20 protein-coding genes and 2 pseudogenes are annotated in these 21,506 nt (G+C 40.4%); 16 read left to right on the top strand and 6 right to left on the bottom strand.

Features of this window, described 5'->3' with window-relative positions; all coding sequences use genetic code 11:
• Nucleotides 1–22: 22 nt before the first annotated feature.
• Nucleotides 23–230 (bottom strand): annotated as a pseudogene (locus tag EXM22_RS18615) (transposase); the annotation flags it as partial.
• A 73-nt stretch (nucleotides 231–303) separates the two neighbouring features.
• Between EXM22_RS18615 and EXM22_RS14660 the strand changes: the two are divergent.
• From EXM22_RS14660 to EXM22_RS14590, 16 genes and pseudogenes are all read left to right on the top strand, one after another.
• A pseudogene (locus EXM22_RS14660) lies at nucleotides 304–1,490 on the top strand (IS3 family transposase).
• 213 nt (nucleotides 1,491–1,703) lie between these two features.
• Nucleotides 1,704–2,021: a transposase gene (locus EXM22_RS18610; RefSeq protein WP_425465764.1), complete on the top strand. Its 318-nt coding sequence runs from the start codon at nucleotides 1,704–1,706 to the stop codon at nucleotides 2,019–2,021.
• Entirely contained in the window at nucleotides 2,005–2,844 is an 840-nt protein-coding gene (locus EXM22_RS14655) for an IS3 family transposase (protein WP_425465763.1), read from the top strand. The genes EXM22_RS18610 and EXM22_RS14655 overlap by 17 nt, the downstream gene beginning before the upstream one ends.
• Nucleotides 2,845–2,940: 96 nt before the next feature.
• Nucleotides 2,941–3,249 carry a transposase gene (locus EXM22_RS14650; protein WP_168203535.1) on the top strand — a complete coding sequence of 103 codons (309 nt, stop codon included), beginning with the start codon at nucleotides 2,941–2,943 and terminating at the stop codon, nucleotides 3,247–3,249.
• A gap of 315 nt (nucleotides 3,250–3,564) precedes the next feature.
• Complete coding sequence (locus EXM22_RS14645; protein WP_149487234.1) at nucleotides 3,565–3,957, top strand: hypothetical protein; 393 nt, start codon at nucleotides 3,565–3,567, stop codon at nucleotides 3,955–3,957.
• Nucleotides 3,954–4,499, top strand: coding sequence for an ATP-binding protein (locus EXM22_RS14640; RefSeq protein ID WP_149487233.1), 546 nt, complete (start codon nucleotides 3,954–3,956; stop codon nucleotides 4,497–4,499). Before EXM22_RS14645 ends, EXM22_RS14640 begins: the two co-directional genes overlap by 4 nt.
• Nucleotides 4,447–4,725 carry an integrase core domain-containing protein gene (locus tag EXM22_RS18605; RefSeq protein ID WP_149487232.1) on the top strand — a complete coding sequence of 93 codons (279 nt, stop codon included), beginning with the start codon at nucleotides 4,447–4,449 and terminating at the stop codon, nucleotides 4,723–4,725. Before EXM22_RS14640 ends, EXM22_RS18605 begins: the two co-directional genes overlap by 53 nt.
• 286 nt (nucleotides 4,726–5,011) lie before the next feature.
• Nucleotides 5,012–5,320 carry a transposase gene (locus EXM22_RS14630; protein WP_210411499.1) on the top strand — a complete coding sequence of 103 codons (309 nt, stop codon included), beginning with the start codon at nucleotides 5,012–5,014 and terminating at the stop codon, nucleotides 5,318–5,320.
• 14 nt (nucleotides 5,321–5,334) lie between these two features.
• A complete protein-coding gene (locus EXM22_RS14625; protein WP_246157026.1) occupies nucleotides 5,335–6,183 on the top strand; it encodes an IS3 family transposase in 849 nt (282 codons plus the stop codon).
• A 100-nt stretch (nucleotides 6,184–6,283) separates the two neighbouring features.
• Nucleotides 6,284–6,526 (top strand): ChpI protein, encoded by a 243-nt coding sequence (locus tag EXM22_RS14620; protein WP_149487230.1) that lies wholly within the window; start codon nucleotides 6,284–6,286, stop codon nucleotides 6,524–6,526.
• Nucleotides 6,513–6,854, top strand: a complete 342-nt coding sequence (locus tag EXM22_RS14615; RefSeq protein ID WP_149487229.1) for a type II toxin-antitoxin system PemK/MazF family toxin — start codon at nucleotides 6,513–6,515, stop codon at nucleotides 6,852–6,854. The genes EXM22_RS14620 and EXM22_RS14615 overlap by 14 nt, the downstream gene beginning before the upstream one ends.
• Nucleotides 6,855–7,028: 174 nt before the next feature.
• Nucleotides 7,029–8,489: a DUF3375 domain-containing protein gene (locus EXM22_RS14610; RefSeq protein WP_149487228.1), complete on the top strand. Its 1,461-nt coding sequence runs from the start codon at nucleotides 7,029–7,031 to the stop codon at nucleotides 8,487–8,489.
• Nucleotides 8,476–9,072 (top strand): DUF4194 domain-containing protein, encoded by a 597-nt coding sequence (locus tag EXM22_RS14605; protein ID WP_149487227.1) that lies wholly within the window; start codon nucleotides 8,476–8,478, stop codon nucleotides 9,070–9,072. The genes EXM22_RS14610 and EXM22_RS14605 overlap by 14 nt, the downstream gene beginning before the upstream one ends.
• Nucleotides 9,072–12,443, top strand: coding sequence for an ATP-binding protein (locus EXM22_RS14600; protein WP_149487226.1), 3,372 nt, complete (start codon nucleotides 9,072–9,074; stop codon nucleotides 12,441–12,443). Before EXM22_RS14605 ends, EXM22_RS14600 begins: the two co-directional genes overlap by 1 nt.
• On the top strand, nucleotides 12,440–13,618 hold the full coding sequence (locus tag EXM22_RS14595; RefSeq protein WP_149487225.1) for a Wadjet anti-phage system protein JetD domain-containing protein: 1,179 nt from the start codon (nucleotides 12,440–12,442) through the stop codon (nucleotides 13,616–13,618). Before EXM22_RS14600 ends, EXM22_RS14595 begins: the two co-directional genes overlap by 4 nt.
• 209 nt (nucleotides 13,619–13,827) lie before the next feature.
• Nucleotides 13,828–14,910: a methyl-accepting chemotaxis protein gene (locus EXM22_RS14590; protein ID WP_149487224.1), complete on the top strand. Its 1,083-nt coding sequence runs from the start codon at nucleotides 13,828–13,830 to the stop codon at nucleotides 14,908–14,910.
• A 137-nt stretch (nucleotides 14,911–15,047) separates the two neighbouring features.
• On the opposite strand, the gene EXM22_RS14585 is transcribed toward EXM22_RS14590, so the two are convergent.
• From EXM22_RS14585 to galE, 5 genes are all read right to left on the bottom strand, one after another.
• The gene (locus EXM22_RS14585) at nucleotides 15,048–15,266 is read right to left on the bottom strand and encodes a hypothetical protein (RefSeq protein WP_149487223.1); all 219 of its coding nucleotides are present in this window, start codon (nucleotides 15,264–15,266) and stop codon (nucleotides 15,048–15,050) included.
• Between the two features lie 151 nt (nucleotides 15,267–15,417).
• A complete protein-coding gene (locus EXM22_RS14580; protein ID WP_168203533.1) occupies nucleotides 15,418–17,145 on the bottom strand; it encodes a GGDEF domain-containing protein in 1,728 nt (575 codons plus the stop codon).
• Between the two features lie 100 nt (nucleotides 17,146–17,245).
• Nucleotides 17,246–18,085, bottom strand: coding sequence for a patatin-like phospholipase family protein (locus tag EXM22_RS14575; RefSeq protein WP_149487221.1), 840 nt, complete (start codon nucleotides 18,083–18,085; stop codon nucleotides 17,246–17,248).
• A gap of 39 nt (nucleotides 18,086–18,124) precedes the next feature.
• On the bottom strand, nucleotides 18,125–20,407 hold the full coding sequence (locus tag EXM22_RS14570) for a putative bifunctional diguanylate cyclase/phosphodiesterase (protein WP_149487220.1): 2,283 nt from the start codon (nucleotides 20,405–20,407) through the stop codon (nucleotides 18,125–18,127).
• A 78-nt stretch (nucleotides 20,408–20,485) separates the two neighbouring features.
• Nucleotides 20,486–21,502: a UDP-glucose 4-epimerase GalE gene (gene galE / locus EXM22_RS14565; protein WP_149487219.1), complete on the bottom strand. Its 1,017-nt coding sequence runs from the start codon at nucleotides 21,500–21,502 to the stop codon at nucleotides 20,486–20,488.
• Nucleotides 21,503–21,506 lie beyond the last annotated feature (4 nt).

Here is a 21,506-nt window from a genome sequence, read left to right as displayed (position 1 = left end):
GTGTCCTGTGTAAATGCCTAACCTATTCATTAGAAAATCGATCTCCATATTCCAGCTGGAATCGATTCATAGCAGGTTTCCAATTTCGAAATGACATTGTCCTTTTTTTGGAGGCCTGCTGTATAGCCCAAGTTTACGATCCTAAATGTAGATTTATTATTGGAAAAGATTTTACGATTCTTTATGGCTTTTCGGATTACACTGTTTAACGATTCTATTGCATTCGTGGTACGGAATGTGATCCTGCCTTGATTTCCCGGAGTAGTAGTTAAGACCGATTTTTAATAAAATGAGGTAATAACTATGAATGAGAAAAAAAGACGTCGCTATGATGCAGAATTCAAAAGAAACGCGATAGCACTTTCAGAAGAACCAGGTCGGACAGCTCACAGCGTAGAGCAATCCTTGGGAATTGCAAATGGTTTGATTGGGAACTGGAAGCGTCAACTTTCAACAAATGGTAACTTGGCATTTCCTGGTAATGGAATCGAGGCTTTGACTCCTGATCAAAGAAAGATTCGAGATCTTGAAAAGCAGCTTTATGATGCAGAGATGGACCGCGATATATTAAAAAAAGCATTGGCCATTTTCAGCAAAACACCGAAATGAAATACTTCTTTATACAAGAGTGTCGCTCTGAATTTCCGGTGGTGAGAATGTGCCATAATCTTAATGTCTCTGAGAGCGGATTTTATGACTGGCAAGGACAATCAAAATCTTCCAGAAGGATAGCCAAAGAAAAACTGATGACCAAGATCAGTGAGCTTTTTTATATTAAGCACAAACAAATGGCAGGAAGTCCTTTGATCACAGAGGATTTGCATGATGATCCTCAGTATAAAACTGTCTATAGAAGCCGTGTAGCAGCTCTTATGAAGGAAATGGGGCTTAGATGCAAGATACAGAAGCAGTTTGTCGTTACAACAGATTCAGATCATAAAGAATGGATTCCTGACAACATTTTGAATCGTCATTTTAATCCAGAAATGCCCAATGTTGCCGTAGTTGGGGATATCACATATATCAAGGTTGCATCCAAGTGGATGTATTTATCTGTATTTATAGACCTTTATTCTCGTAAAGTTGTTGGCTGGGATCTTAACAAAAGTCTCTCTGCGGACTCTACCTGTAATGCCTTTAAAAAATATCTATATCGGAATAATAATCCAAAGGGAATGCTTGTTCATAGCGATCGAGGTATCCAGTATGCATCAGAACAATTCAGATCCCTTTTAGAGTCAGTGGATGCTGTCCAAAGTATGAGCCGAAAAGGAAATTGTTGGGACAATGCCGTTGCAGAATCATTCTTTCATACACTGAAAACACGATTGATTTATCACCGGAAATACCGAACGATGGAAGAATTGAATAAGGATCTTTATTGGTATATTGAAATTTACTACAACAGGATCAGGAAGCACACAGAAAATAATTGGTTGACTCCTGATGAGAAAGAAAGTAAGTATTATGAAACGGGAAATGTGGCTTAACTGATACTCCGTTTTTTTGAGCCTGTAAAGTTTTTTGTGTAAAGCCCATTCTTCATATGTCAAATCGCCCTTCATATTCTATGGCGAATCTATTCATAGCAGGTGTCCAGTTCCGAAGTGGCATAGACCATTATAATGAGCCCAGATATTAAGACACAGGTTTAAGGTGGGTTTCTCCTTGTAACAATTATCTGGGAGGAATAAATTATTATTATGAAACGAAAGAGTTACGACAAGAAATTTAAGGCAAAGGTAGCACTTGAGGCTATCCGTGGTGAAAAGAGCTTACAGGAGTTAGCTCAGCTCTATGGTATTCATGCAAACCAGATCAGCCTATGGAAAAAGCATCTCTTGGATGGTGTTGAGGATATATTTGAACGGCCAAATAAAAAGAAGACAAATATTTCTGAATCAGAATTGAAAGAGTCCGAACTCTATAAGAATATTGTTCAATTACAGGTAGAGAATCAATTTCTAAAAAAAAGAACAAGGAACTGTACGGGCACGATCCGGATTGATAGAACCGGATAATTTGAATCTTTCAATCAAGAAACAGTGCAAGTTGCTTGATATCTCTCGTTCAAGCTTCTATTACAAGCCTACAAATTCAAATGAGGCATGGGAACTGGATATGATTATTCTAATTATAGAGAAGTTAGGAAAAACCCCATTCTATGGGTATAGAAAGATCGCCGTCGCATTGAATGATAAAGGTTATAAGATTACTAGAAAACAAGTACGGCGTCTTATGAAGAGGATGGGTTTGAGTGCTATTTACCCAAAGAGGAACCTTTCTAAAGCCAGAAAGGAGCATAAGAAGTATCCCTATTTGCTGAGAGGAAAAAGAATACTGTTTCCAAACCAAGTTTGGGCTACAGATGTGACTTATCTAAAAATAAACAATAACTTTGTGTATTTGGTAGCTGTTCTAGACCTATATAGCCGGAAGGTCTTATCCTGGAGAATTTCAAATACAATGGATGTGAGTTTTTGTGTCGATGCACTAGAAGAGGCTCTTATGCAGTATGGGATTCCTGCAATATTTAACACAGATCAAGGGAGCCAGTTTACTTCCGACGCATTTGTGGGTGTTCTAAAAGAGCATGGAATACAAATTAGCATGGATGGTAAAGGTCGTGCTCTGGATAATATTTATGTAGAACGATTGTGGAGGACTCTCAAGTATGAAGAAATTTACCTCCATAGTTATGACAGCATCATTGAACTGAGAACATCTGTTAACAGATACTTCAATTTTTACAATAAGGAAAGATTTCATCAGTCCCTGGATTATGAAACACCGGACGAAATCTACTATAGAACATTTATGTCAGCTGTTATGAGAGCTGCTTAATAAAGGGAAGGAATACACCTTAAAACTATCTGTTGTTGCGTTGACGAAAGGGCTCACTATACACCCTTTCGTACAATCGATATATTTCAGCACCTTTTGAATTGTTTTGAATATATCGGAGGTATCCCACATGAAATAGTAATCGATCAGGACAGAGCTCTGGTCGTCAGTGAAAATCAAGATGATATCATCCTGACAAAACAGTTCAAGGATTTCAAAAAAGAGATGGGTTTTTCTTTGTATGTCTGCCGAAAAGCAGATCCGGAGTCAAAGGGGAAGGTAGAGAATCTGGTCAAGTTCGTGAAAACGAGTTTCTTCTCAGGCAGACAATTCAATTCATTCGAAGAGATCTCTCCTCGTCTGGATAGCTGGCTTGAGAGAAGAGCCAATGGTAAGATCTGTTAGGCAACAGATATGGTGCCCAGAAATCTTCTTGAGCGGGAACAGGAAATGATGTCTCCCATACGTTCTTCGATCTACAGAAAAGACCAGATCCTGGGAAGAGAAGATAGGAAGGTTTCAGAGAAAGGCTTGATCTGCGTAGGTGGGAGCTCATATTCAGTACCTCAGGAATATCTCAAGAGAAAAGTATGGATTTATCGATCCCACAAAAATCCAATCATTTATGGGTCACAGGATTGAAAGGAAATAGCTCGGCACAGATTGTCCCTTATACCGGGAGAAAACATAATCCAGAGAAATCATTTCAGAAATACCTCTGTGAAGGCTTCTGATCTGAAAAAAGAGTTGAAGAGCAAGCTCAAAGATAACGAACAATGGGAGGATCTCATTGAAGGAAACTACAGTCGGTTTTCACGGTATTTTCGAGATCAGCATCACGTATTTTCCAAGTTCTTAGATAATGGGTATGAGTCTGAATTATTAAAATCAGCAATTCAGTTCTGTATTGATAGTGGTAAGTATTCAGCTAATGATCTTGCAGAAGCATATCAGTACTTCAAGGGAATCGAGGAATACCAACAACCGGATATTCTACCAGTACTGTTATCCGGAGTACGCAAAATTAAGAGCGAATCCCGAAATCCTAAAGTGGAAAAACGGAAGATGTCCTATTACACATCGCTTGTTAGCCTCTTAGGAGGTGCTCTATGAGCCACTTTAAATACTGTACTAGAGTAATGGATAGCCTCAACCTAAAAGGAATGGTCTCAGCCCTGGATGACCTTTCTGAAAAGGAAAATCTATCCCATCTAAAATTTCTGGAAGAACTACTCAGTAGTGAAATTGATTACAGGACTGACCGTAGATTGAAGAGGAATATGGCCGGCACTCATTTTCCTGTTTTCAAGGAACTTGAGACATTTGATTTTTCAAGACTGGAAGGAATTACGGAACTGCAAGTCAAAAACCTAATGGATTTCAGGTGGATTGATAAACATGAAAACCTTCTCTTTTTCGGACCTCCCGGATTGGGGAAAACCCATATGTCCATCGAATTTGGTTTGAAGGCGATCCAGGCAGGTTACAAAGTCTGTTTTGAAAGAATAACGACATTGATAAAACTCCTGAAAACTATGGAAGTCCAAAGGTCCAGCACATTTCGAATTAACCGGATCATGAAAGCAGATGTTCTGATTATTGATGAAATTGGCTACACGCCTATTGATCGTAAAGAAGCAAATTGCATATGCTGAGAGGTTCAGCAGATCCATCCGTCAGGAATGCTTGGATTGGTTTGCAATCTTCTCAGAAAAACAATTGCGGAATATCCTGAAATCCTACATGGAATATTATAATAAATATCGACCGTATCAAGGCATTCATTCCATTTCGGAAGACAGACCTCCAGTTGCGTCAGGTAAAATTATGAAGATGCCAATACGATTTGGCCTCTATCACCACTATTACAGAGCCTCTTGATCTAATTTGGAAAACTATCACCATTCACCATGGGACAGGTGTTTCCAGAACATGACGAAATCAAATATTTTCCCGGTTTTCAACAATAGAAATACAGAAGTTCTGATGATTCAATTTCCTTAAAATATTGAAGCACCTTAAAGATTCAATATTTCTGTCCTGATTTTCTTCTCGCATATTCAATTGTCATTACGCGACAGCCAGAGTTTTGGCGTTAATAAACAGACTGCCCCACGAAATTTGGACACCTTTATAAGTTAGATTAAACTATATAAGGGAGTTTCAAATGAGTAGAAAAAAAACTCAAGCGTACACAGAGGATTTTCGCAGAGAAGCAATCAGACGGTCAGAATTGGAAGGCAGTTCTGCCAAGATCGTTGCTGATGAATTAGGGATCAGTGCTCAGCAAATTTACAATTGGAAAAGACAATTTACCCGACTCAGTGAAAAACAATTTAATACTTTAGCTGGAGTCGATTATTCAAAAGATGAATCTAATGAACTAAGAGCACTCAAAAGAGAGAATAAAAAACTCAAAGATGAGATTGAATTCTTAAAAAAAGTGGCTGCATATTTTGCGAACGGCCAAAAGTAAAATATGCAGCCATCTTGGATCATAAAGGCCAGTATTCAATTAAAACTATGTGTAAGGCATTAAACGTAGCTAGATCAGGATATTACCAATGGTTTAACAGCCCCGAGAGTTCATATGAGTATAAGAAGAGAGTGGTTAAAAAGAGAATCCTGGATACCTATGAAGAATTTAAAGCTAGGTATGGCTCCAGAAGGATTACTGAAGAACTTAAAGCCCTGGGATATAGCTGTAGTGTCAATTACGTGGCTAAAATCATGCATGACAGCGATATTAAGGCCCATAATGGTAAAGGATTCAAATATCCCAAAAGAAGCCTCTCGATGAATAATGTCAGTGATAATATTTTATGGAGGAACTTTTCGGCAAGCACAATAAATGAAAAATGGACTTCAGATATTACTTACATATGGGTTAAGGATAGATGGATGTACCTTGCTGTCGTTATGGACCTCTACTCAAGAAAGATAGTCGGTTGGGCACTGGGTTCAAGCATGACTTATGAACTGATAATGGAGGCCTTATCAGTCGCAATTAGCAGACGAGGTGACACAGAGAATACAATTCTTCATTCTGATAGAGGAGTTCAATACAGATCACAAAAATATATCGATTTTGCTCATAGGCATGGATTTCAGTTAAGCATCAGTCGCCGTGGAAATTGTTGGGATAATGCGCCTATGGAATCATTTTTTAGCAGATTGAAGGTAGAAATGGTTTATCCAAATAACTTTCAGCGCATTGATGATTTAAAATCTGGTATTTTTGAATATATAGAGATATTCTATAATCGTAAACGTCGACATTCTTTATTGAACTACAAAAGTCCTATGGAATATGAGGAGCAATTAAAGGTTGTAGCATAAAGCGTGTCCACTTTTCGTGGGGCACACCATAAAAAATCATCAGAAATATATAGAAAATCTTTTAATTGTAAAATCGTTATACTAAAGTTATACTCTAAGTATGAAAACAGCTATATCCATACCAGATCAGTTATTTAATGAGGCTGAAGTCACAGCGAAACAGCTAGGATTGGCCAGAAGTCAACTTTATGTGAAAGCCATAAAAGAGTTTATTGAACATCATAATAAGGACAGAATAACTGAAAAGTTGAATGATATTTATTCCGTCCAGAATGATGACAATGATTTATCCAATATCGGAGTAGAACAATTAAGAAAGGCCACAGAAAATGATACGTGGTGAAATATGGTGGGTTGATTTAGGAATCCCCTTTGGAAGTGAGCCCGGTTATAAAAGACCTGTTGTCGTAATCCAGGAAGATTCTTTCAATAAAAGCAGAATACAAACAGTAATAGTAGCATCTGTCACTTCAAACCTAAGTTTAGCAGATGCTCCGGGTAACGTTTATCTGGAAAAAGAAGAATCTAAATTACCAAAAGACAGCGTTATAAATATTTCTCAAATAGTTACTTTAGATAAACAGCGCTTAATTGAAAAAGCGGCAATTCTACCTTCAACTTTGATGATTGAAGTTGATTATGGATTAAGAATCATTCTGAATATGCAATAATCCATTTATGTCTGGCCCATAAGGCATTACAGCGGAGAACCTATCCGGGCCTAACTTGGCCGCCCGATAATTCAGTCTTTTGATGATTATTTTGCCGTGACGCCTTTTTATGGATGTAAAAACTGAATGTTTGGAGAAAAAGAAATTGCACCAGAATAAAGAGAAAGTATTGAAATGCCTTTAGATTATTATGAGCTGAAAAACATGCGGAATCTCCATCCGGCCTGGCGTTTAATGGCAGCAGAACACGCCCCCTTTATCGCCGGATTTCTGGATCTTGTCTTTTCTGATATAAAGATCCGACAGATTCGGGAATCCGAGATTCACATGAAACTGGAAGATTATCTTTATACGCTGAGAGAAACAGATCAGGAAGATCGTTTTGCCAGGGATACATCAGCCTATCTGGCTGAGTGGAGCCGTAATGACCGTGGCTGGCTGAGAAAATTTTATCTGCCTGGATATGATGAACCATATTACGACTTAACCCCGGAGAGTGAAAAAGCTCTCGGCTGGATGAGGGAGTTATTCAACAAAAATTTTATCGGAACTGAAAGCCGCCTTTACAGCAGTATCGATCTGTTAAAACAGATTGCTCACGGGCTGGAAACGGATAAGGACATACGGATTGAGCGCCTTGAGGCACGGAAAAAGAAAATTGACGAAGAAATACAGGCTGTAAAGGATGGAAATCTTTCTTTATTGGATGATAGGGAAGTTCGGGAACGCTTTATTCAGTTTGAAAAGATGTCCAGGGAAATTTTGGGAGACTTCAGAGCCGTCGAACAGAATTTCCGAAATCTGGATAGAAAAACAAGAGAAAAAATTACAAGTTGGAATGGAGATAAAAGCAGTCTGTTAAAGGCATTGTTCGGTGAACGGGATTCCATTTCCGATTCGGATGAAGGCCGCAGTTTTAATGCTTTCTGGAATTTCCTTTTGTCATCAGACAGTCAGGAAGAGCTATCTGAACTGTTGGATAAAGTCTGTTCTATTGAACAGGTAAGGGAAATAGAAGAGTCCTCAGCCTATAAAAGGATTCACTTTGACTGGATGCTTGCAGGGGAACGGACTCAGAGAACGGTTGCCAGATTGAGTCAGCAGCTGCGCCGTTTTCTGGATGATAAAGCCTATTATGAGAACAGGAGAATATCCTCTTTGCTGGACAGTATAGAGAGTAACGCTCTGGAATTGAGAGACGATCAGCCAGATGGGGATTTTATGGAAATGGAAGGCTGGAAGCCCGAGATACGAATGCCCATGGAACTTCCACTGTTTTCACCTCCCTACCCAGAGGCATTAAGCCATATAATGGAGGATGTTGATCTTAGTGGTCTGGATACAGAGGTTTTATTCAATCAGACAGTTGTAGATAAGAAAAAACTTAAACTACGGATAAACAGGCTCTTAAAAGAAGAGGCGCAGGTAACTCTGTCAGGAGTATTGGTAGATCATCCCCTGGAGGAAGGATTGGCTGAATTAATCATGTACATAACCATTGCAGAAGAAAGTCCCTATTCCTTCATTGATGAAAGGGAAACCGATTTTGTTACCTGGATGGATAAAAATGATCATTTTAGAAGAGCAGGAATCCATAGAATAGTGTATCACAGGAAAGGTTATGAGCAGCAGTAATATACATAAAGATTTTTCACTGGTACTGGTATCATTGTTGAGGGGAGTTGTCTATCGAGAAGATCACCCTATCAGATGGCAGATTCTGATGGAGCAGCAGGCAGAGCTGAGAGACTATCTGTCCCGGATGGGATTGGAAGCGGTTATTTATGAAGATGAGGGATATGCATTTTTAAGAAACCAGATTGTGGATGATCAGGACGAGGCGTATGAGATTCCCCGTCTGATCAGCAGGAGAGCACTTTCTTATCCTGTCAGCCTGCTCTTGGCATTATTGCGCCGCTCTATGGCCGAACACGATGCCAGCAGTTCAGAAGTGAGGATTATTCTGGATAGGCAGGATATTCTGGATATGGTATCAGTTTATTTTTCCAAAGGAAATAATGAAGTTCAGTATGTCAAAAAGATAGACAGTTACCTGAACAGAATACAGGAAATGGGATTTATCCGTTTTATTGGGGAGAACAAGGAAAAAATTGAGATAAAACGTATTCTCAAAGCCTTTGTGGATGCTCAATGGCTGAATGAATTTGACGCAAAACTGGCAGAATATAGAGAGTATGGTAAAAGGAGAGACGGATAATGGAACTGGACGGCTTTCTGGAGTTTTCAGAAGATGACGGGCTTGCCGGTTTCAGACTGGACAGGATTGAACTATATAACTGGGGAACTTTTCACGATACGGTTTGGGAATTCCCGTTAAAGGGACGGAATGGTCTTCTTACAGGGGATATCGGTTCAGGAAAATCAACAGTTGTGGATGCTGTCACTACCTTACTGGTTCCTCCTTCCAAAATACGGTATAACAAGGCGGCAGGTGCCGAAAGAAAAGAGAGAAGCTTGAAATCCTATGTTCTGGGTCATTACAAGTCTGAGCGCAGTGATGAAGGTCATGCCGCTAAACCTGTCCCTCTCAGGGGGAAGACGCACTATACAGTCATTCTCGCCGTTTTCCGGAATGACGGATATAATCAGCAGACGACCCTGGCTCAGATCTTCTGGCAGAAGGAGAGTGCCGGTCCGCCGGCCCGTATGTATGTTATTTCGGATATTGCTCTGAGCATAAAAGAACATTTTTCCGATTTTGGAGGGGATATGAACACCCTTCGGAAGCAGCTGCGAAATCTCCCCCATACAGAAAAACCTTTTGATAGTTTCTCAACATACGGTGCTGCTTTCCAAAGGCGTTTCGGTCTGCAGAATGAACAGGCTCTGGAATTATTTCATCAGACAGTTTCCATGAAATCCATAGGGAATCTGACTTCTTTTGTAAGAGAGCATATGCTGGAAGCCTTCGATGTGGAGACCCGAATACAGGCTTTAATCAGTCATTTTTCCGATCTGGACAGGTCTCATCAGGCTGTCCTGAAGGCCAAGGATCAGATAGAGCGTCTTGACCCGCTTCTAGAAGAACTGGACCAGTACAAAGAGATCTCTGACGACAATTTAAGAGACAGGGAAAGCCGGGACGGGCTCCTCCCTTATTTTTCCCACCTGAAGAAAGGACTGGTTGAGGAGCGTCTTCTTTCTTTGAATGAACAGCTGGAGAAGAAATCAGCCAGAAAAGAGAAGCTGGAACATAAATGGCGCGGATTCGATGATGAGCGCGACAGTTTGAAACAGGCAATCTATGAGAATGGCGGAAACCGACTGGAAAAACTAAAACTGGATGTGAACAGACTTGAAGATGAAAAAAATCAGAGACTGAACCGGTTTAATCATTATTCTGAACACTCGGAACCTGTCGGACTCAAAGCTCCGGCCAGTGAGGAATCTTTTACGGAAAACAGGAAGCTCCTGGAAAAAATGGAGACACGCTGGGATCAGGAGGAAAGAGATGCCGAAAACAGAAGGAGTGAACTGCAGGTTGATTTTGCAGATCAGAATAGACAGAATCAGGAACTGGAAAAAGAAATCATCTCTCTGGAAAGCAGAAAGAGTAATATTCCCTACAGACAGCTGAATATCAGGCAGCAGTTATGCCGGGCACTGTCTATCCATGATGAAGAACTGCCTTTTGCCGGAGAATTGATAAAAGTCAGGGACAGTGAGTCGGCTTGGGAAGGCGCCATAGAGCGTGTGATGCATAACTTTGCTCAGAGTCTGCTGGTACCGGAAACACATTATACCGCTGTTTCGGACTGGGTAAACGGAAACCGGCTGCAGGGGAGACTGGTATTTTTTAAGACGGCTTCCTCCCTGGCACAAAAGTCCTATGACATTGATGATGACTCTCTATTGGGAAAACTGGAGCTGAAAGAGGGGAGTCCATTTTTGAACTGGCTGGAAGAGGAATTGAGGAAACGCTTTAATTTCAGCTGCTGTACTGATATGACGGCTTTCAGAAGAGCCCGGAAGGCTCTGACCCCAAAGGGATTGATTAAAGGTGGAGGTCACCGTCATGAAAAGGATGACCGGCACTCTTTAACAGACCGGAGCCGTTATGTCCTGGGTTGGATAAATAAAGACAAAATATCCGCTTTGAAAGGGAGACAGGCTGATTTAAAAAGGGCTATGAATCTTATCGCTGAAAATCTTGATGCCCTGGATCGTGAAAGAAAAAAGAGGGATCAGGGGCTCAAGTCATTATATGCACTGAGAAATTACACTTCATTTAGAGAACTTGACTGGCAGGATACTGCTGCACAGGCGGAAGTATTAAAAAAAGAGATGAAATCTCTGGAATCGGCATCCGATATCCTTCATCAGCTCAATGAGAAACTGAAGAATATTGAAGAAGAACGGAAAACCCTCCGTGTAGGACTGGATAAGCTTTATGATGAAACAGCCAGACTGGAGGAGAGAATCAGCACCTACTCCAAACAGATTCAAGATCTTGAAGAAAAGATCGCCGCCTCCCCTCTCTCTTCGGAACAATGGCAGCCCGTTATTCAAGCCCTTATGAAGGATATCCTGGGAGACTTTAAGCTCAGTGTAGAAAACTGTGATGCCCGGCAGCAGGATATCAGAATCAGCCTGCAGAACCGTATAGATTCACGTGACAGAAAGGTGGCCCGCCTGTCACAATCCATTGTCCGGCAGATGCAGGAGTTCAGGAATTTATATCCTTCTGAAACAGCCGAAATGGATGCATCTCTTGAAGGGCAGGAGGAATTTCGTTCTCTCGCAGATCGGCTACATCAGGACGATTTACCACAGTTTGAAGTTCGCTTTAAAGAACTGCTTAATGAAAATACTATTAGGGAGATTGCCAATTTTCAGGCACAGCTGAACCGGGAAAGAAAAATAATAGAGGACAGGATTGAGAAAATTAACCGCTCCATGTCTTCCATTGAATACAATAAAGACAGATATATCATACTGGATGCCATGAAATCCAATGATACTGAAATCAGGCAGTTCCGCCAGGACCTGAAAAGCTGTACCGAAGGCACTCTCGGGGGCAATGAGGATGATCAGTATACCGAACTGAAGTTTCTTCAGGTCAGTAAAATTATTGACCGTTTCAGGGGACGGGAGGGCAGTTCCGATCTGGACCGCCGTTGGACGGCTAAAGTCACAGATGTTCGAAACTGGTTTGATTTTGCTGCATCAGAAAGATGGAAAGAGGATGATTCTGAATACGAACACCATACCAATTCTGGCGGAAAATCCGGAGGACAGAAGGAGAAACTGGCCTATACAGTTCTGGCAGCCAGTCTGGCCTATCAGTTTGGTCTTGAGTTTAATGAAGTCCGCTCCAGAAGCTTTCGTTTTGTAGTTATTGATGAAGCCTTTGGAAGAGGGAGTGATGAATCCGCCCGTTACGGTCTGGAATTATTCAAAAAACTGAATCTTCAGCTTCTGGTCATTACTCCTCTGCAGAAAATACATATTATAGAACCCTATGTTTCCAGTGTCGGATTTGTTCATAATGAAGAGGGGAAACGGTCATTGCTCAGGAATTTTACCATTCAGGAGTTCAGGCAAAATCAGAATGAGAGCCCTGTATGAGCTGGGGGAATGCCGAGACACTCCGGATCAAACTGACTAAGAGTTGGGATAGTGGAACTTTACTCACTCAGCTTTATGAGGGAACGCTTGTTTTTCCCTGTTCCTTTTTCATTAAAGGTCCAACAGCAGGGCAAATAACTGAGTCTTTTGAGGCTGTACGGATATGGGTTAAAGAGTGGGACGAGAAAGAGACTCAGCTGCCGGGTTCACTGCAGAAGAAAGAAACTAATAACAGAGTTCTGGGCCGGAATCGAATACCTTCCGCCTGGATCTTTGACACTCCGGTTGAGCTTTTAAAGTTCATAGGTAAGGAAAATACTTATAAAAAGTGGGCAGACGCAGTGAAGAACCTTGGGCAGACGTTTCCAGTCTGGGAAAAAGTGGCCCTGGAAAAGCCGCATAAAATCCTGGATAATCTTTCCAAACTAGATAGAATCATTGCTATTGCTTTATGGATCTGTGAGAATCCCAAACCTGATATTTATTTAAGAGAGCTGTCTTTGCCCAGTGTGGATACAAAATTTATTGAGAAAAACAGATCGCTTCTCTCCTGGTTTCTTGATCCTATTCTGCCGGAATCAGCAATTTGTGCTCAGTATAAAGGTGCTGCCAGGTTTGAAAAGCGCTATGGATTTAAGTCAAAGCCTGAGATGATCCGTTTCAGGTTTCTAGATAAGGCTCACTATATAAACGGCCTTTCAGAACTTGCTGTTCGTTCGGATGAATTGGTTTTGTTCCAGCCTTTAGTAAAGTATATTTTTGTTATTGAAAATGATGTGACAGCTTTGGCATTTCCACCAGTAAAGGATGCATTGCTTATCTATGGACGGGGATATAATTTTGATTCTCTTCAAAAGATGAGATGTCTGAAGAATAAAGAGATCTATTACTGGGGAGACCTGGATACACACGGACTGGCTATTCTGAGCCAATTCAGGTCTTATTATCCTCAGACCCGTTCTTTCCTGATGGATTCATCTATTTTGCTTTCGCATAAGGAGCATTGGGGAGTTGAACCGAAACAGTATCCTTCTTTACCGGCTCATTTATCTTCTGAGGAAGCAATACTATTCAATAATTTAATTCAGGATAAATATGCAGTGTCACTCAGACTTGAACAGGAATTTATCAGCTATGACATTCTATTAAAGGCAATAGAAGAATTAATACCCTGAAAGTCTCAGTATCTGTGACCACGCCACATTTCTTACATTTTCGTATCTTCTTGTTTTATAATAATCTCAAAATCAATAAAAAGGGGATGCTGGGAAACTCAAAATACAATTTGATGTTTTTACACAAATCCGATCTTTTGACCCTGTTTTTTTTGAGGATATAATGAATTCATATACGCTTATTTATAAACAAGCGAAAAAGGTATCAAATGGAAAACCAGAATTATAGACCTGAGCATATCTTTGACATTGCCTCTTCCATACAGAAACAGTTACAACAATCCATTCATGAAATTCAAGATGTGCATGAACGGACTCACGTACTCTCTATCAATGCCAGGATTGAGGCTGCAAGAAGTGGAGTCCACGGCTTGGGATTCAAGATAGTAGCTGATGAATTCGGAAACCTAAACAATGAGATTGCTCAGATTTCAAGAACCCTGGGCGAAAGCATTAGCAATGAAACCCAAATCCTTATGGAATTAAGCGACGGCATGGCAAAACAGGTACGAGGAGACAGACTCTCTCAAATCAGCCTATCCATTATGGATGTTGTGGATAGAAACCTCTACGAGAGGACCTGTGATGTTCGATGGTGGGCTACAGACTCCTCTGTTGTAGAAGCCCTGGAACAGCCTGGAGAACAGAAAGAAAACTTTGCAAGTAAAAGACTAGCTGTCATCCTTGATGCTTATACGGTCTATTTGGACCTCTTTCTTGTGAATAAAGACGGCTGTATTGTTGCCAATGGCCGACCGGAGCACTTCTTTGTCAAAGGAAAAACAATAAAGGATGAGTCCTGGTTTAAAGAAGCAATGTCTTCTCCTAATGGACAAGAATATAGTTTTACGTCCACACATCAAAGCGAACTTCTGAATGGGCAGGAAGTTCTTATTTATGGCTGCCGGGTGGATAATGAAGAAACTACTGGTAAGGCCCCTCTTGGTGCACTGGGGATCTACTTTAACTGGAAAAGCCTGGGAGAAGCCGTTCTGGAGAAAATAAGTACAATAGACCTACATGATGATATTAAGGTTCTGAGGTTGAAAACAGAATCCCGTATTATCGATGAAACCGGCAAAATTCTTGCCTCTTCTGAGAAAGGAGAGAGTGGTAAAATTTTATCAAACAAGAACCTGAATAAAATTCTGGATAGCAATAGTATGGGGCATTTCCTGACTCATATCGATGATACGATTCAGATTACCGCCTTCGGATACTCTCCAGGGTTTGAAACTTATGCAACCGGCTGGTACGGTATAATCACACAGACGATAAAAAATAATTCCTAAGCAATTTTCTATGAAGAGACTACTATGATTATTGATTCCCCGGTCCATTCCCTATAATTGCATTCATTTCTGCCAATGTGATCATAAGTCTGGACAATCTTGGGGACTGCCTACCAAATGGAAGATTTGTTAATAATCTATTTTGCTCCGATTAATACTTGAGCTTTGTCCTGCATATTAGGAAAGAGGTTACCTGGTACATTATCCTTACCAAGAGCTTCACATACAATATATCGGGCGCAGAGTGTACTCTCTCCCAGGCAATACCTTTTTTTCATCATTGAAGCCAGAGCAGGTTTCTCGGACATTTTATCATTGAAAAACGGACAACCCGCTAAATTTTTACAATCAGCCATTAGTATCTCCAAAGCAAATTTTAATCGATAGTTCATTTTAGTTACCAGCCATATTATACTCAATATTAAAATATCGCAAATTGGAGGATTTCAACAAATATAAATGAATACTTATTTTCTAATAATAGTAATCCGCTTACATTTTAAAAACTCAACAAACCGAATTTCTGCCCTTTTCCTTGGATTTATATAGCATTTGATCCGCTAGTCGCATGAGTTCATCAAAAGATTGAACCTCATCGCTTGTACAGGACACTCCCAAACTAAGAGTAATTTTTATATCTGCATCTTTGTTTATTGGTATAGCAGACTTTTCGACCATCCCTCTCAACTTCTCAGCAACAAGAAAAGCTTCATTGATTCCTGTCTGAGGTAAAAGAAGAACGAACTCATCTCCCCCAAACCTTGTCAAAATATCACTTCCTCGAATACTGGATGAAATTACCCTGGTAAGTTCAATGATGACATGGTCCCCAATATCATGTCCGTAGGTATCATTAATTTCCTTAAAATAATCGACATCCATCATAACGAGCGAAAAAGATTGTCCATTTCTTCTAGACATTTCCAATTCACGCTGTCCTGAAAGAATCAGGAACCTCCGGTTGTAGATGCCTGTAAGCGGGTCAAGATTAGATTTATTAACGGCCGACTCGAGTCGCTCAGAAAGGACTGAAATCATCATATGATCTTGAGAAAATTTAATTGAAAGGATCAGAGACTCCAATAAAATAAACCCAGCAAAAAAAGCAGAAAGATAATACCCTGTGATTATAATCTGAAGATAATGCATCATATCATTGGCGATACCTACAAATAAAAGAACAAAGCCTAACAAGAAAAGAAGTGCAAACTTCTCTCTTTTAATGATGGCATAAATATCTATCCCAATAATAAATCCACATGTAGCCAAAATAATAAGAAGATAATACGCATACGCTGAGGAGTATGCAAAAGAATCGACTACAAAAACCATCACTAAATATGCAGAATTGAAAGCGAGGAGAATCAAAAAAGCTTTTCGAGCTGTGTATTTCTTGAAAAAATAATAGGCAAATATTTGAAAACTTATCACCGCTAAGGGAATAACAGCTGTGGCAATCCGAGAACCGACAAGAAATGAAAGATCTGGCAGGGCTTGAGTCAAGAGTGTAGTACCCGTTGAAAAAGTCCGCAAAGACAGAATAAAACAGAATATCCCAAAGAATAGAAGTTCTTTTTCCTCTTTCCTGAAGATATAAATGATGCTGTGATATATACCGGCAAAAAGGCAAATGGCAATAAGGATCAAATCAAGGGAGAGACTGAATATTTGACTCCGGAAAACACTCTGCTCCGATCCAAACAGGATACTCTGCCCAATTCCGGCATTGCTATGAGAGCGATTTCTGACTTGAAGTATTAATTCCAGGGTATCAGAATCAGAATATATGACAAAAACCGATGGTTTCAAAAACTTGACATGCGTTCCTTCCGCATCCCATCTTTGGTCGATAAGATCATCATTGATCCAGAACTTATACTCCGAAAAAATTTCGGGAAGACTTATACCGTAATAGTCAGTCTGACCTGATGTCCTGACTATCAAACGATATGTACCCTGACCAATAGAATCATACTGATGATCACCATAGGATGTCCAAAAAAGAGGGACTGGGTAAAACTGTGATTCTTCCCTATGCATGCCCCATCTGGCATCTTCAGGCTCTAGGAGTTCATTCCACCGGAATTCCCACATTCCGTCTAAACCTACCGGAGGATGGTTGTTAAAATTAATAGAGGAAAGATCAATCACCCCGGTTTCTGCAAAAACTCTATTTTCTTTAATCCCACTTCCAAAAACCAAAGAAGGTAAGAATGCGATTAAAAATGTAATCATTGCAGCTAGTACAAGTTTGGATTTAAATCCAGTTTCAAATCTCATAAAAAAAAACAAATATAGCCCCAAATTTAACAGATACTTTCATCTTAAATAGTTTCTACGCAGAATGATTCATCACTTGTTGTGCCGCTTCAAGGCCCATTCGATACCTCGCGTCAAGCTTGCCTGCATCCTTTGTAAGCCTGTTTACTTCAAAATTTTGAGGGGGTGTAATAATATTCACACGGCAGTCTGCAGGGGGATTTTCAAGAAAATCAATAGCATTGTTATATATTTGCCATCTGTTCTTCATTGTTTTGGCCAATTCTTTTTTCCCGGGAATCATCAAAGCAGAAAGAGAAGCAGACACTCCTTTCTTCTTCCTGTAACCAGCCGGTCTTGAAAGGATAACTGTAATGTCTCTGGAGCCCAGATTATAGGCCTGTAATACGGGGATAGGATCGGCCACCCCTCCATCGGACATAATAAGCCCATTATACTCGGGAAAATCACGATATAATCCGGGAAGAGCACATGAGCCTTTTATAATACTGATAAGGCTTTGGTCTTCTGGAACAAGATACTCTGCCTGGCCAGTGATGGCATTTGTAACACCCACATAGAAATCGGTTTTTTTCTTCTTGAATTCATGAAGATCCAAAGTTATTTCACGAATGGTGATTTCCCAGAGCCAGTCCAAATCAATGGCATGACCACCAAGCAAATACTTTCTAAAAGAGATGAACTCCGGTCTGCAGGAATAATCTGTGATGACCTTGTAATTTCTACCTTGCTGCCCGCAAAGCCATGCAGCCAGATTGGTGGCCCCGGCGGAGACTCCGATACAAAAATCATAAGGATTATAATCTTCCTGGAGGAAGCCATCCAAAACGCCTGCAGAGAAAATACCTCTCATAGCTCCCCCTTCGACAATGAGGGAGTTGATTGTTTTATGCATAATTACAAAATCCTTGAACAGTTTTTGATGCAATCAGGATTACAGCGGATTCCTTTCCAAAACCATCTTATAGGCATCCACCTCAAGGAGGGGTTTGCTAAAGTAATATCCCTGAATAATGTGACAATCCATTTCCTGTAATATATCCAGTTGCTCTTTTGTTTCCACCCCTTCGGCTATGGTCGTAAACGAAAATACAGAAGCTAAAGCCAGTATCATTTTGACAACCTGGTATTCACGATGCTTCACAGTGATATGATCCACAAAGCTTTTATCAATTTTTAAAATATCTATTGGTAGCATGGTGAGGTAATTTAAGGAAGAATAGCCTGTTCCAAAGTCATCCAGGTAAATGTGGACACCCTTGGCCCGAAACTTTTCCAACTGATTACACACATAGGCCTTATTCTCCATCACGGCTGTTTCTGTGACTTCCAGTCCGATCATGTAGTAGGGGACCTGAGCTTCATCCAGAATTCTGAAAAAAGACTGATAAAAACCCGAGTTCAATAGCTGTACTGCTGAGACATTCACTGAGATCCTAAAATCATCTAATGGCCCGTAATCTACCATGATTCGTTTCACAAATTGACAGGATTCTCGAAGGACAAATTCACCAATCATATGGATCAACCCTGATTGCTCTGCCAGTTCAATAAACTCAAAAGGAGGAACAGGCCCTAAACGGGGAGAATTCCAACGGATCAGTGACTCAAAACCGACGACTCGCCCAGTTCTTACATCAATTTTAGGCTGGTAATTCAGATAAAACTCTTTCTGGCTTATGGCATTTTCCAACTCATTTGTAATTTCCAGACGCCGATTTATCTCTTCATTCATATCATCAGAATAAACACAGATGCCCTTTTTCCCCCGCTCCTTAGCCTTATACATGGCTATTTCTGCTTTTTTAATCAAGCCGTCTGCATTGGCATCTGCATCAGAAAAGTAGGCGAAACCAACACTGTAATTTAACTTGATTTCAATATCATCCAAGGTATACTGACTAAAATTATTTTGAATTTGGGCATACATCTTTTCTTCATCAACAATAGTATCTAAATACAGAGCAAAGTCATTGCTACTCAAACGTGCTGCAGCCTTAATAAAGGGATTATTGTCCTTACTCATTGATTCGCCAATGGCTTTTAAAAGCCTGTCTCCAATTTCATAACCAAAGGAATCGTTGATGAAACGGAAATTATCAATATCCAATATGGCGACGCAGGACACAAAATATTTCTCTCTGTATTTTTCAATATATTCGACAAGTGCCCGTCGGTTCATCAATCCGGTCAAAGAGTCTTCATTGGCAGATTTGTAAATCATTTCAGCCTGTTCTGCCTCATTGGTCACATCTTTGACAACAAGGATTAAATGCCTTGAACCATCTTCAGATGACGTATAGGCAAGGAGACTGAATTTCAAGAACTTCCGGTTCACAGATAACTGATAATGACACTCATGAGAAAAGGTTCTATCTCCTTTAGTCTTGAGTTCTTCCCAGTTAAGAAAAAAGTCGTCATCTTTGCCGACCTCAAGGTGACTCGAGAGTCCTGTTTCCAGAGTTTTCAAATCTGTGCAGTTGAATCCCAGGATTTCACAACTCCTTGAAGACATGAGAACTTTTCCGCTGGATACTTCAATATCTACGATACCATCGTGAGAAGCCTCCAACACGGATTCGAACATTTCCAGGACTTTATTCGATTGAACATTCAGTTCTTTAATCATCTGATGCTGATCGTCCATCGCATTAATTTTGCCTAAGATCAGTTCCTCATATTTTTTATTCACACCAATTTTGAGATAACTGATTCCAAAAGCCAAGAGTATGAGTAAGAAACTAATCACCCAATAGGATGTTCCCAGGGTTAAAGATACAAAGGGCATAGTAGAGAATTGGTAAAAAAACATCCCCAGGTATAAAGCCGTAAGAAGATAAAGAAACCTCTTACTGCAGTTAATCTGAACAAGTAGAATCCCGCCCAAGAGAGAAGTCATGATAGAGACAAGACCATAATCACGTGTTAAAAACTGTAGGTAGAGGATGTAAACAAGGATTGATGTAAAGTAGGCAAGACTTAAGAGATTATTATGTCTTTCAAATTTTCTTTTAATATAAAGCAGGAACATGCAGAAAAAGAGGAGTCCCGAGTTCACTATGACAGTCCTCAACCCTCCTGACTTTTCAAAACCTGAAAAAACAAGAACAAGGGTTCCTGTGATATTGAACAGAAGAAACAGCAACATCTGAACACGGTACTGGTGAGACATATTCTCATTCAGAAATGAGCTGTTTTTATCCTGATACTCAGGCATTGGAGTACCTATAGCTACGATTGAACATATCTAAGTATAGACCTGCCTGACAAGATCCACAATCTTTACGGAAAGTATCTACTCCTTTTTATAACCTTTTGGATTGTCACTCTGCCATTTCCAGGCGGAACTTACCATTTCGTTTAAACCTAACTCAGCCTTCCAGTTCAACTCTTTCTCTGCAAAAGCAGGATCTCCATAAACAGAGGCAATATCACCGGCTCTTCGTGGTCCGAATTCCCAGGGAATAGCATGCCCGCAAACGTTTTCAAAGGCTTTGATCATTTCGAGGACAGAGAAACCAACACCTGTACCAATATTATAGATAGAAACCCCTTTTTTCACTTTAAGCTTGTCCAGAGCTTTGACATGGGCCTTTGCCAGATCAACAACGTGAATATAGTCTCTCACTCCTGTTCCATCCGGGGTTGGCCAGTCATTACCAAAAATCATTACTTTTTCCCGAACCCCCGCGGCCACCTGGGAAATAAAGGGCAGCAGGTTGTTTGGATATTCCGGATCTTCTCCAATTCTTCCTGAGGGATGAGCCCCAACGGGATTGAAATACCTTAGGATGGTCACATCCCATCCCTTGGCTTTTGCTGCATCAATGAGGATCTGTTCCATCATCAGTTTGGTTTGACCATATGGATTGGTTGCCTGAAGCCGGGCATCTTCTTTGACAGGAACAGACTCCGGATCACCATAGACGGTGGCAGAGGAAGAAAAGACAAGCTGTTTCACTCCCCGTTCATCCATGACTTTATAAAGATTCAATGACCCGGCAATGTTATTTTCATAGTACATGAGGGGTTTTTCAACGGATTCTCCTACGGCCTTTAATGCCGCAAAATGAATTACAGCTGTTATCTCTGGTTCTTGATCAAAGACCTTTCTGAGGGCATCTACATCTTTCAGATCCACTTTATAGAACGGGAGATTCTTTCCGCTCAGCTCCTCTACCCGGCGGACTGCTTCCATGGAAGAATTGCATAGGTTGTCTGCCAGTACGACATCGTAACCGGCTTCCAGAAGCTCTATATTTGTATGAGAAGCAATATAACCTGCTCCTCCGGTGATCAGAATCTTGCTCATTGAA

The sequence above is a fragment of the Oceanispirochaeta crateris genome (genome assembly GCF_008329965.1).
GTDB lineage: Bacteria > Spirochaetota > Spirochaetia > DSM-2461 > DSM-2461 > Oceanispirochaeta > Oceanispirochaeta crateris.
Note: the sequence above shows the minus strand (reverse complement) of the source record. Positions and strands in the feature narration are given on the sequence as shown.

What these genes read in the sequence shown, in the direction of transcription:
- EXM22_RS18610 (WP_425465764.1), top strand. Translation starts at nt 1,704, where the DNA reads ATGAAACGAAAGAGTTACGACAAGAAATTTAAGGCAAAGGTAGCACTT.
- EXM22_RS14640 (WP_149487233.1), top strand. Translation starts at nt 3,954, where the DNA reads ATGAGCCACTTTAAATACTGTACTAGAGTAATGGATAGCCTCAACCTA.
- EXM22_RS18605 (WP_149487232.1), top strand. Translation starts at nt 4,447, where the DNA reads ATGAAATTGGCTACACGCCTATTGATCGTAAAGAAGCAAATTGCATAT.
- EXM22_RS14630 (WP_210411499.1), top strand. Translation starts at nt 5,012, where the DNA reads ATGAGTAGAAAAAAAACTCAAGCGTACACAGAGGATTTTCGCAGAGAA.
- EXM22_RS14620 (WP_149487230.1), top strand. Translation starts at nt 6,284, where the DNA reads ATGAAAACAGCTATATCCATACCAGATCAGTTATTTAATGAGGCTGAA.
- EXM22_RS14615 (WP_149487229.1), top strand. Translation starts at nt 6,513, where the DNA reads ATGATACGTGGTGAAATATGGTGGGTTGATTTAGGAATCCCCTTTGGA.
- EXM22_RS14610 (WP_149487228.1), top strand. Translation starts at nt 7,029, where the DNA reads ATGCCTTTAGATTATTATGAGCTGAAAAACATGCGGAATCTCCATCCG.
- EXM22_RS14605 (WP_149487227.1), top strand. Translation starts at nt 8,476, where the DNA reads ATGAGCAGCAGTAATATACATAAAGATTTTTCACTGGTACTGGTATCA.
- EXM22_RS14600 (WP_149487226.1), top strand. Translation starts at nt 9,072, where the DNA reads ATGGAACTGGACGGCTTTCTGGAGTTTTCAGAAGATGACGGGCTTGCC.
- EXM22_RS14595 (WP_149487225.1), top strand. Translation starts at nt 12,440, where the DNA reads ATGAGCTGGGGGAATGCCGAGACACTCCGGATCAAACTGACTAAGAGT.
- EXM22_RS14590 (WP_149487224.1), top strand. Translation starts at nt 13,828, where the DNA reads ATGGAAAACCAGAATTATAGACCTGAGCATATCTTTGACATTGCCTCT.
- EXM22_RS14585 (WP_149487223.1), bottom strand. Translation starts at nt 15,266, where the DNA reads ATGGCTGATTGTAAAAATTTAGCGGGTTGTCCGTTTTTCAATGATAAA.
- EXM22_RS14580 (WP_168203533.1), bottom strand. Translation starts at nt 17,145, where the DNA reads ATGATTACATTTTTAATCGCATTCTTACCTTCTTTGGTTTTTGGAAGT.
- EXM22_RS14575 (WP_149487221.1), bottom strand. Translation starts at nt 18,085, where the DNA reads ATGCATAAAACAATCAACTCCCTCATTGTCGAAGGGGGAGCTATGAGA.
- EXM22_RS14570 (WP_149487220.1), bottom strand. Translation starts at nt 20,407, where the DNA reads ATGCCTGAGTATCAGGATAAAAACAGCTCATTTCTGAATGAGAATATG.
- galE (WP_149487219.1), bottom strand. Translation starts at nt 21,502, where the DNA reads ATGAGCAAGATTCTGATCACCGGAGGAGCAGGTTATATTGCTTCTCAT.